General features: G+C 68.9%; 4 protein-coding genes. All 4 read right to left on the bottom strand.

Annotated elements, in window-relative coordinates; translation table 11 throughout:
• Nucleotides 1–21: 21 nt before the first annotated feature.
• On the bottom strand, nucleotides 22–2223 hold the full coding sequence (gene glgX, locus WJ542_RS22365) for a glycogen debranching protein GlgX (protein ID WP_411191673.1): 2202 nt from the start codon (nucleotides 2221–2223) through the stop codon (nucleotides 22–24).
• A 75-nt stretch (nucleotides 2224–2298) separates the two neighbouring features.
• A complete protein-coding gene (gene glgB / locus WJ542_RS22360) occupies nucleotides 2299–4515 on the bottom strand; it encodes a 1,4-alpha-glucan branching protein GlgB (RefSeq protein WP_411191672.1) in 2217 nt (738 codons plus the stop codon).
• Nucleotides 4508–7927 carry a maltose alpha-D-glucosyltransferase gene (gene treS, locus WJ542_RS22355; protein ID WP_411191671.1) on the bottom strand — a complete coding sequence of 1140 codons (3420 nt, stop codon included), beginning with the start codon at nucleotides 7925–7927 and terminating at the stop codon, nucleotides 4508–4510. The genes glgB and treS overlap by 8 nt, the downstream gene beginning before the upstream one ends.
• The gene (locus WJ542_RS22350) at nucleotides 7924–11427 is read right to left on the bottom strand and encodes a maltotransferase domain-containing protein (RefSeq protein WP_411191670.1); all 3504 of its coding nucleotides are present in this window, start codon (nucleotides 11425–11427) and stop codon (nucleotides 7924–7926) included. Before WJ542_RS22350 ends, treS begins: the two co-directional genes overlap by 4 nt.
• Between the last annotated feature and the right edge of the window lie 172 nt (nucleotides 11428–11599).

Here is an 11599-nt window from a genome sequence, read left to right as displayed (position 1 = left end):
AGTTCCTGTTTCTGGCCGGTGCTATTCGGCCGGCCCGTTCGGGACAGTGCCTGGCAGCGTCCGCGGGTCGGGCGGCGGCGGCGGTGCGCCGTCTGGGCCCGATGGCGGCTCCTGGACGGCCTTGCGCGTGGGCCGGGCGCACAGCACCGCGATCGTGTGCGCCGCCACGTCGAACGTCGCGCCGGGCAGCGTATGCGCCGCGGCCTCGGGGTGGGCGCTGTCGAGCAGCACCTCCCACTGCATGGACGGCGGCGGCGCCGAGAACGCGATTGCCGCGGGCGTAGCGTTCAGCATGATCAACAATACTTCCAGTTCGCCGTCGAGACCGGGGCCCGCGCGGCGCAGCGCGAGCGCGCGCCCTTCGGGGTCCTGCCACGCCTCGGGCGAAAGCCCCTCGCCGCGCTCGTCGAACCAGTCGATGTCGTGCACGCCGGGCAGCAGTTCGCGATCGCCGAACAGGAAACGTGTTTCACGCAGCAAAGGATGGTCCCGGCGCAGGGCGATCGCGCGCGCGGCGAAAGCGGTCAGCGCCTCGCCTTCGGGCGACTCTGCAAGGGTCCAGTCCATCCACGATATCTCGTTGTCCTGGCAGTAGGCATTGTTGTTTCCCCCCTGTGTGCGGCAGGCCTCGTCACCCGCGAGCAGCATCGGCGTGCCGAGCGCGACGAAGAGCGTCGCAAGCATCGAGCGTGCCACGCGGGCGCGCGTGTCGAGGATCGCCGGGTCGTCGGTCGGGCCCTCGGCGCCCCAGTTCCTGCTCCAGTTTTCGTTGTGGCCGTCGCGGTTGTCCTCGCCATTGGCCTCGTTATGCTTGTGATCGTAGGCGGCCAGGTCCGCGAGCGTGAAGCCGTCGTGCGACGAGATGAAATTGATCGACGCCCACGGCCGCCGTCTGCGCTTGTCGAAGAGATCCGCCGACCCCGTGAGCCGCGCGGCGAGCTCGGGGCGCTGGAGGGCGTCGCCGCGCCAGAAGCGGCGCACGCTGTCGCGAAAGCGGTCGTTCCATTCGGAGAAGCCGGGCGGGTGGTTGCCGAGCTGATAGCCGCCGGGGCCTACGTCCCACGGCTCGGAAATCAGCTTGCACTGCGACAGCACCGGGTCCTGGCGCAGCGCGTCGAAGAAGCCGCTGTCCGGATCGAAGCCGTGCGCTTCGCGCCCGAGCGTGACGCCAAGGTCGAAACGAAAGCCGTCGATGCGGTACGACGTGGCCCAGTAGCGCAGCGAATCCGTCACCATCTGCAGCACGCGCGGATGCGAAAGATTCAGCGTGTTGCCGACCCCCGTGTCGTTGATGAGGTGGCGCTCGTCGCCGGGGACGGCACGGTAGTAGCTCGCGTTGTCGAGGCCGCGCCACGAGACCGTGGGCCCCGTCTCGCCCCCTTCGCAGGTGTGGTTGTAGACCACGTCGAGAAAGACCTCGATGCCGGCCGCGTGCAACTGGCGCACGGCGATGCGCATCATGTCGGGGTCGTAGCCGCCCAGATACGACGGTTCCGGCGCGAAGAACGCCGCGGTGTTGTAGCCCCAGTAATTGCGCAGCCCGCGCTCGATGAGAAAGCGTTCGTTGAGAAAGGCATGCACGGGCAGCAGTTCGACGGCGGTGACGCCGAGCTTGTGCAGGTGCTCGACGAACTGCGGCGTGGCGAGCCCGGCGAACGTGCCGCGCGTATGCGCGCGCAGTTCCGGGCGGGTGATCGAAATGCCGCGCAGATGCGTTTCGTAGATCACGGTCTGGTCCCAGGGCACATTGGGCCGCAGGTCCTGGGACCAGTCGAAGGTGTCGGCGACCACCATGGCCTTCGGCATGGCGGGCGCGGAGTCGCGGCGATCGAGCGAGAGGTCCGCGCGGTTCGAATGCACGCGGTAGCCGAACATGGCGTCCGACCAGCGGAACTGGCCGACGAGACGCCGCGCGTAGGGGTCGAGCAGCAGCTTGTGCGGATTGAAGCGATGCCCCTGCTGCGGCTGATAGGGACCGTGCGCGCGCAGGCCGTACACCGTGCCCGGGTGCGCGCCCGGCAGGTAGCCGTGCCAGACCTCGTCGGTGCATTCCGGCAGCGTGTAGCGCGTGCGCTCCTTGCGCCCTGTGCGGTCGAACAGGCACACTTCGATGCGCCAGGCGTGGGCCGAAAACACGGCGAAATTCGTGCCGAGGCCGTCCCACGTCGCGCCGAGCGGCCAGGGCTTGCCCGGCAGCAGGCGCTCCGTCAATCCGTTAGCCATGGCGATGCTCCGTTTTTATTCCTTCGTATTGCATCGGAATCCTGAGGTTATTCGCGGTGTCCGCAACGATCTGCCTTACCGGCGAAGAAGGAAGTAGAGCGTGCCGAGCGGCGGCAGCACCAGGGCCGCGGACTGCGGCCGGCCGTGGCTCGCCACCGGTTCCGTCGCGATCTGCCCGCCGTTGCCCATGTTCGAGCCGCCGTAGACCGCCGCGTCGGTGTTCAGCACCTCGTCCCACTGGCCGGGCTGCGGCATGCCGATGCGGTAGCCGTGGCGCGGCACCGGCGTGAAGTTGCAGACGGCCACCATCTCGCGGCCCGTACCATCCACGCGGCGCCAGGCGAGCACGCTGTTTTCCGCGTCGTCGGAGACGAGCCATTCGAAGCCGCCCGGCTCCGCGTCCAGCGTATGGAGCGCCGGTTCGCTCGCGTACAGGAGGTTCAGGTCGCGCACGAGCGTTTGCGTGCCGCGGTGCAAGGGGTCGTCCAGCAGGTGCCAGTGCGGCGTGCCGTCGTGGTCGAACTCCGCCATCTGTCCGAACTCTCCGCCCATGAAGAGCAGCTTCTTGCCCGGGTGCGCCCACATGAAGCCCAGATAGGCGCGCAGGTTCGCGAAGCGCTGCCAGCGGTCGCCGGGCATCTTGCCGAGCAGCGACCCTTTGCCGTGCACGACCTCGTCGTGCGAGAGCGGCAGCACGAAGCGCTCCGACCACGCATAGACCATCGCGAAGGTCATCTCGTGGTGGTGATAGCGGCGGTAGACAGGATCTTCGTGCAGGTAGTGCAGCGTGTCGTGCATCCAGCCCATGTTCCATTTGAACTGGAAGCCGAGTCCGCCATCCTCGGGGCGCGCGCTCACGCCGGGCCACGCGGTGGATTCTTCGGCGATAGTGATGACGCCGGGGCGCTGCGGCACGTATTGCGTTTCGTGGTTCAGGCGCTTGAGGAAGGCAATCGATTCGAGGTTTTCGCGGCCGCCGTAGAGGTTCGGCACCCACTCGCCCGCGTTGCGCGAGTAGTCGCGGTACAGCATCGAGGCCACGGCATCCACGCGCAGGCCGTCCACGTGATAGCGCAGCAGCCACGCGAGCGCGGAGGCGATCAGGAACGCGCTGACCTCGCGGCGGCCGAGGTTGTAGATCATCGTGTTCCAGTCGGGGTGGTAGCCCTCGCGCGGGTCGGCGTGCTCGTAGAGCGGCGTGCCGTCGAAGTCCACGAGACCGTGCGCGTCGTTCGGAAAATGCGCGGGCACCCAGTCGAGGATCACGCCGAGACCGGCTTCGTGCGCGCGATTCACGAACGCCGCGAACTCGACCGGCGAGCCCAGCCGTGCCGTGGGCGCGAACTGGGCGAGCGGCTGATAGCCCCACGATCCGCCGAACGGATGCTCCGCCACCGGCATCAGTTCGAGGTGCGTGAAGCCCATGCCCTGGGCGTACGGGATCAGGCGGTCGGCCAGCGAGGTCCAGTCGGGCGAGGGCGCCTCTGCGCCATCGTGCGGCAGCCACGAAGGCGCGTGAACCTCGTAGATCGAGATCGCGCTGCGTGGGGTCTGCCGTTCGCCGCGCGTTTGCAGCCAGTCATGGTCTTGCCAGGCGTAGTGATCGAGCGCCTCGACCGGCGCGACGATGGACGCCGTGGCGGGCGGGCATTCGGTCTGCAACGCGCAGGGGTCGGCCTTGAGCGGCAGCACGTCGCCGCGCGCGCCGAGGATCTCGTACTTGTAGCGCGTACCCGCTGCCAGGCGCGGGATGAAGAGTTCCCAGACGCCGGCCTCGTGGCGCAGCCGCATGGGATGGCGGCGGCCGTCCCATGCGTTGAAGTCGCCCACGACGGAAACGCGCCGCGCGTTCGGCGCCCAAACCGCGAAGCGCACGCCGGGCACGCCGTCGCAGGCGAGCGGCCGCGCGCCGAGGCATTCGAGCACCGCGTACGGATCGCCGTCGGCGAGGCGGCGCAGCGCTTCTTCCGGCAGTTGCGGACCGAATGAATAGGGATCCTCCACTTCCTGGATCACGCCGTTCCAGTCGATTTCGAGCCGGTACGGTACGGACTCGGCAAGGGGGCCCGCGAACAGTCCCGCCGGATGTACGCGGGCGAGCTCGGCCAGCGTATGGGCGCGGTCGCGCGCCAGCACCCGCACGCGCGTGGCGTTGGGCAGCCATGCGCGCACATAAGGTGTGCCGTCGATCGTATGCGGACCGAGCACGGCGAACGGGTCCGAATGGCGCGCGGCGGCGACGGCATCGATATCGTGGAGTTGCAGCCCGGCGTCGGGCGCGTGTTCAGCCATGGGCGCCTCCCGCGGCCGGCGCGCCGGTCGGGCCGAGCACGCGGCCGGCGATCGCGGCGAGGCCGCGTATCGGCAGCCCGAGCCAACTGGGCCGGTTCGCGGCTTCGTAGCGGATCTCGTAGGCCGCCTTCTCGATCAGGAACAGGTCCAGCAGTTCCTGCTCGTGCGTCGCGCTCACGAGGGGTTGCGGCGCGTCGGCCACCGCGGCGCGATACTGGCTCAGGAACGACTCGACGGCATGGCCGCGGAAGCGCTCAAACAGGGTGCGCTTGCGGTCGGCGGTCTGCTGCGGCGCGCTTTCGGTCGTCGACTGCGCGGCCGCGCCCGCATAGGAGAGCGAACGAAGCAGGCCCGCCACGTCGCGCAGCGAGCACGCTTTCGCGCGCCGGTACGCGAGCGGCCGCGCGGGCTCGCCTTCGAAGTCGATCAGCCATGCGTCGCCTTGCGCGATCAGCACCTGGCCCAGATGGAAGTCGCCGTGAATGCGAATACGCCATGCGGCGGCGTCGAGCGGCACGAGATGCTCGACCGCCGCGATCAGCGCGTCGCGGCGCGCGAGCAGACCGAAGGCGAGCTCGCGGGTGTCGTCGTCGAGCGGATGCGCGTGCACTTCGCTCGACGTCTGGCGCTCGACGATGTCGAGCGCCTCGATCAGCATGGACTTCGTGTCGGCGATCCAGTGGCGTATGTCGTCGCGCGTGGCTTCGACGGGGGCGAAGGCCGGATCGTCGGTGGGCGTGGCGAGCGCCACGTGCAGCTCGCCGAGCCGCTTGCCGATGATGCCGATCATCGAGCCGTAGGTCCGCAGGGCTTCTTCTTCGTGAGCCTGGTCGGCGCCGCCGTCGTCCACGGCGAGCGCCAGTTCGTCGATCGTGCGGCGCAGGTAGTCGAGCGCCCAGTCCCACGCGTCGCCCTGATTGTCGATATAGCCCTGCAGGATCGCGAGCGTGTGCGGCACGCCCGCCGGATCGACGCGCACCACTTCGCCATAGAGCGGTGCCGTGTTCGCGTAGCCGAGGCGCGTCAGGTAGCGGCACATCTCCACCTCGGGATGCACGCCGGGCAGGAGCCGCCGCACGAGCTTGAGCACGAGCGCATCGGCGATCACGAGCGAGCTGTTGCTCTGCTCGGCGGCGAGCCAGCGGACCTCGGGCGTTTCGCCCAGGTCGAGCGCGTCGAGGCGGTCGGTGGGGCGGAAGTGGATCACGCTCTGCTGCACGGTGGTCACTGCCGCATGCTCGCGCAGCTTGTGCAGCACGCCGTAGGCGAACCACGGCAGCGAGAACGCGTCGGTCAGATAGCCCACCGTACGGCCGCGGCGCACGCGCGAAAGCGCGAGCTGGATATGCAGCGGCGTCGTGGTGTCGGTGCCCCAGGTGATGGCGATGGGCAGCACGTAACGCTCGCTCGTGCCGTCCGCGAGCTCGGCCTCGATTTCCGTGAAGGCGAAGCCCGCGCCGTGGATCGTCGTGAGCGCGGCAAGACGCACGCTCTTGAGCGCCTTGTCCTTCGAGGCGAACCAGCGCCGCCGAGAGAGCCACGAGGGCAGCACTTCCGATTCGAGCAGGCGCACGTTCTCCGGTGTCGGTCCGGCCTGCCCCTCGCGGATCACGACCGTGACGAACTCGGGCAACTGTTCGGAAGCGGGCTGGCTCCACGCGGGACGCTCGTTGCCGGGGCACAACAGGAACCACAGGAAGCCGTAGGGCGGGAACGTCAGCAGATACGGCAACTGGCCGATGGGCGGAAACACCGAGTCGGCCGTCATTTCGACGGGGGACGTGCCCGCGTATTCGGAGAGGTCGAGCTCGACGGCCTGCGGTGCGCGCGAGAGGTTCGCCACGCACAGGATGGGCGCCTCGCCCGGCATCTCGCGCAGGTACGCGAGGATCTTGCGGTTGGCCGGGCGCAGGAAGCGGATCGTGCCGCGGCCGAAGGTCTGCTTCGCGCGGCGCGTGGCCAGCATGCGCCGGGTCCAGTTGAGCAGCGAATGCGGGTCGCGGTTTTGCGCCTCCACGTTGATCGCGTCGTAGCCGTAGAGCGAGCCCATGAGCGGGGGCAGCACGAGCAGTTCCGGGTCGGCGCGCGAGAAGCCGCCATTGCGGTCGGACGACCATTGCATCGGCGTGCGCACGCCATCGCGGTCGCCCAGGTGGATGTTGTCGCCCATGCCGAGTTCGTCGCCGTAGTAGATGACGGGCGTGCCGGGCATCGACAGCAGCAGCGAGTTGATCAGTTCGATGCGGCGGCGGTCGCGCTCCATGAGCGGCGCGAGGCGCCGGCGGATGCCGAGGTTCAGGCGCGCGCGCCGGTCGCTGGCGTAGGTGTTCCAGAGATAGTCGCGTTCGGAATCCGTGACCATTTCCAGCGTGAGTTCGTCGTGGTTGCGCAGGAAAACCGCCCACTGGCAGCTTTCCGGCAAATCCGGTGTCTGCTTCATGATGTCGATGATCGGAAAGCGGTCCTCGCTCGCGATCGCCATGTAAAGGCGCGGCATCAGCGGGAAGTGGAACGCCATGTGGCATTCGTCCTCGTTGCCGAAGTACTCCTGCACATCCTCGGGCCACTGGTTCGCTTCGGCGAGCAGCATGCGGTTGGGGTAATGCGCGTCGATGGTCGCGCGGATCTGCTTGAGGATCGCGTGCGTCTCCGGCAGGTTTTCGTTATTCGTGCCTTCGCGCTCGACGAGGTACGGCACGGCGTCGAGGCGCAGCCCGTCGATGCCCATGTCGAGCCAGAAGCGCATGACTTGCAGCACCTCGCGCAGCACGGCCGGATTGTCGAAGTTCAGGTCGGGCTGGTGCGAATAGAAGCGGTGCCAGTAATACGCGCCCGCGACGGGGTCGTGGGTCCAGTTCGAGGGTTCCGTGTCGATAAAGATGATGCGTGTGCCCGTGTACTTCGTATCGGTATCGGACCACACGTAGTAGTTGCGATGATTCGAGCCCGGCTTCGCGCGGCGCGCGCGCTGGAACCAGGGATGCTGGTCGGACGTATGGTTGATGACGAGCTCGGTGATCACGCGGATGCCGCGCGCGTGCGCTTCCTGGATGAAGCGGCGCACGTCGGCGAGCTGGCCGTAGTCCGGGTGCACGTTGCGGTAGTCGGCGATGTCGTAGCCGTCGTCGCGGCGCGGCGAAGGGTAGAACGGCAGCAGCCAGATCACGGTCACGCCGAGTCCCGCGATGTAGTCGAGCTTCGCGAGCAGGCCCGGGAAATCGCCCACGCCGTCGTTGTTCGCGTCGTAGAACGACTTCACGTGCACCTGGTAGATCACGGCGTCCTTGTACCAGAGCGGGTCGTCCGTGAGCAGCGAGGGCTTGCCTCGCCGCTGGGCGGCCGCCGCGCCGCGAGCGCCGTCGTCCTCGTGGTCCTGCGACTGCGTTTCGTGGGAAGCGGGATCGCGTTTCATGTCGCTCCTCCGGGCGGGAAGTCTGCGTCGAGTTCGGGGTGGCCCTCGATGGGCGTCTCGTCCGCTTCGGGAGGCGGCTCTTCGCGCGGCAGGCCGCGCGCAGGTTCGATGCGCCAGATGACAAACGGCCGCGTGTGGGGATCGAGGCGCGCGTGCTGCCAGCGGCCGTGCCATGCGAAGCGCTCGCCGCTCAGTTCGTCGGTCACGGCGAGCGGCGCGCTGTCGTCGATGCGCCAGTGCTGGAAGGTTTGCCACGACAGTTCGAAGTCCGCGCCCTGCTCGCCATAGGGATCGAGGTTGATCGCGACGATCACGACGTTGTCGCGTGCGGGCGTGGCTTTTTCGAAGCAGAGGATCTGGTCGTTGCGCGCGTCGAGAAAGGTCACGCCCAGATGCGTCTGCAGCGCGGGGTTCGCGCGCCGGACGCGGTTGAGCGCCGCGATTTCGGCGACGATGTTGCCGCGCCGGTTCCAGTCCCATGCACGCAGCTGATATTTTTCGGAGTCCAGATATTCTTCGCTGCCGGGAAGCGCGCGGCCCTCGCAAAGTTCGAAGCCGCAATAGACGCCCCACAGGCCCGAGAGCGTCGCGGCCAGCGCCGCGCGGATCAGGAAGCTCGCGCGCGCGCCGCTCTGCAGATGGCGCGGATTGATGTCGGGTGTGTTGACGAAGAAATTCGGGCGATAGAAGTCGCGCACGGGCGGCTGCGTCAGTTCCGTGAGGTACTCGGTGAAGTCGCGTTTGCTCTCGCGCCAGGTGAAGTACGTGTACGACTGCGAGAAGCCGAGTTTGGCGAGCCGGTACATGAGGCGTGGCCGCGTGAAGGCTTCGGAAAGGAAGATCGTGTCGGGATGGCGCGCGCGCACGTCGGCGATCATCCATTCCCAGAACGGCAGCGGCTTGGTATGCGGATTGTCGACGCGGAAGATGCGCACGCCCTGGTCTACCCAGAAGAGGATCGCGTCGCGCAGCGCGAGCCACAGGTCGGGCTTCGAATCGTGCGCATAGAACTCGGGATTCACGATGTCCTGGTACTTCTTCGGCGGATTCTCCGCATAGCGCAGCGAACCGTCCGGGCGCCACGCGAACCAGCCGGGGTGCGCCTTCAGCCAGGGATGGTCGGGCGAGCACTGGATCGCGAAGTCGAGCGCGATTTCGAGGCCGTGCTCGTGCGCGGCGGCCAGCATGCGCCGGAAGTCTTCGAGCGTGCCCAACTGCGGATGAATCGCCGTATGGCCGCCTTCGGGCGCGCCGATCGCATAGGGGCTGCCCACGTCGCCGGGCTCCGCCGTGAGCGCGTTGTTGCGGCCCTTGCGGTTGGCGAGGCCGATGGGGTGGATCGGCGGGAAGTACAGCACGTCGAAGCCCATGTCGCGGATGCGCGGCAGCTTCGCGATCACGTCGTCGAAGGTGCCGTGGCGCGCTTCGTCGTCGCTCATCGAGCGCGGGAAGATCTCGTACCAGCTTGCGAAGCGTGCTTCGCGGCGCTCGGCGTCCACGCGGCGGACGTGGTCGTCGCGCGAGAGGAACGGGCGGTGGCGGGCCGCGCGCACGGCCGCTGCCGTGGCGGGCGAGGCGAGCAATGCGCAGCGTGTGCCGGTGTCGGCGCCAATGAAGCGCTGCACGATGGCGTCGAGTTTCGCGCAGGTCTCGGCGTGGAGCGCGCCGGCTTCGTCGGGGGCATCGGAGGTTTCGGCGCAGGCCAGCACCAGCGCGAGCAAGCGGCTCGCTTCCTCCATTTCGAGGTCGACGTTCTGGTTGGCCGCGCGCTTTTTCAGCACGTGATCGGCGAGCGTGGCGAATTCGTCGCGCCACGCGATCACCGTGAATTCGTAGCGGCCCACGCGATCGAGCGGGAAGTGGCCGCTCCACATGTCGGCGCCCGGGGGCTGCGCGGGCAGCATCGGCGCTTCGTGCCAGGCCGTTTCGTCGGCGGCGCGCCAGAGTATCGCGGCGTCGATGCGGTCGTGGCCGTCGGCGAAAATCGCCGCGCGCACTTCGAGGCGTTCACCCGCCGTGCGCTTCGCCACGAAGCGCCCTTCGTCCACCGAAGGGCTCACGCTTTCGATCGCGATGCGCGGGGCGGCGAGCGCCTCGACGACGCTTCGGTGAGCGCTCGTGCGCGCCCTGGCCACGTCTTCGGGCGGCGCGAGCACCACGGGCGGTGCCGCGAGCGCGCGGAACATCCAGCATGCGCCGGCCGGTAGCGTGAACGCTTCGGGCACGACGCTCGCGTCGCGCGGTGTGCCCATGCGCGCGCCGCGCAGCGTCTCGGCGTCGAGCGGCGCGTAGCGCGTGAAGCTGCCGGGCGCGCCGTCGAGCAGGTGCGCGAGGTTCACGCGCACGGGCGCGGCGAGGGCGGGGTTGACGAGCGAGAGGACGGCGTCGTCCGCGTCGCGCAGGTCGGCGCGGTCGCCGCGCAGCAGGGCCACGACGGGCGCCCCCGGGCCGTTCAGCGCGCGCAGTTCGCCGTTGGTCTGCAGCGTCCAGGTTTCGCGCTGCAGGGCGTTGGCGTGGGCGATGTCGGCGGAAAGATCGAACGGCGAGTGCGCTTTCGCTTCGCCGTAAGCCGTGGCGCTGCCGCCGGCATGGAGGGTGGCGTCGCCCACGCCGTATTCGAAGCCCATCGGCACGAGCCAGCCGGTGCCGAGCGCCGCCGCCGTGCGCAGCATGCGCCGGTACGCGCGCTCGACCGCGCGCGCATCGGCGGCGCCTTCCTGGTCGTGCACGTAGCGCATGCCATAGGGGGCCTCGGGAAACGTCACCGGCGAGCCTACGTGGCGCAGCGCCTCGTGCTCCTCTGCGAGCCAGCCCGCCGCGAAGTCCCACCAGCGCAGCGACGTGAAGGCGGCGTCGAAGCCCACGCCTTCGAGGCGCGCAATGTCGCCGCGCGCGAGCCCGGGCGTGGCGGCCAGCCAGCGCGTTTCGGCGTGGCGCTCGCGCACGGCGTCGAAGATGCCGCGCAGCACCGCCGGCGGCACGCGATGCGGCGAGTCGATGCGAAAGCCGCCCAGCCCGGCGCCGACGAGCTCGATCATCCGCTGCGACCACCACGCGGCGAGCGGCGCGCCCGCGCGATCGAAATCGGCGTAGGCGACGTTGGCGTCGCGATGCCCGTGCCGTGGATCGAGACGCGCGTCCTCGGGCTCGAACGGATGGAACCATTCGGGGTGGGCGGCGTAGAGCGCGCCGTCCGCGGCGGCCCGGTCGAGCGTGAGATCGGCGAGCAGGGTGAGGCCGCGCTCGCGCGCCGCGGCGCAGAGCGTGCGCAAGGCGTCGTCGGCCGCTCGTGACGTTTCGAAAACGGGATGCAGCCGGCCATGATCGGCGACGATGCGGCCGTCGCCGGAGGACCCGGGCGCGAACAGCGCCCCGATCAGCACATGGTCGAAGCCGAGCGAAGCCGCATGGGCAAAGCACGCAGGCCACGCGTCGAGCGGGCCGACGAGGACGGAATGGACGAAATAGATCCGCGGCGCATAGGCGTGAGGAGCTTCCATCGGTCGTCTTCCAGATGCGTCGGGCGGCGCGGATGCCTGTTTCGTGCGATCACGCTGCCCGGAGTGTGCCGGAGCCACGGCGTTGGATTGCGCTGCGCTCGCGGCGGCGCGTCCTGTTCAATGTAGTGCAAGAGCAGGCCGGAACCAAACCGCGAACGCCGCCTGGCGTTCT

Origin of the sequence: Paraburkholderia yinzeri (assembly GCF_046581065.1) — a bacterium.
Taxonomy (GTDB): domain Bacteria; phylum Pseudomonadota; class Gammaproteobacteria; order Burkholderiales; family Burkholderiaceae; genus Paraburkholderia.
Note: the sequence above shows the minus strand (reverse complement) of the source record. Positions and strands in the feature narration are given on the sequence as shown.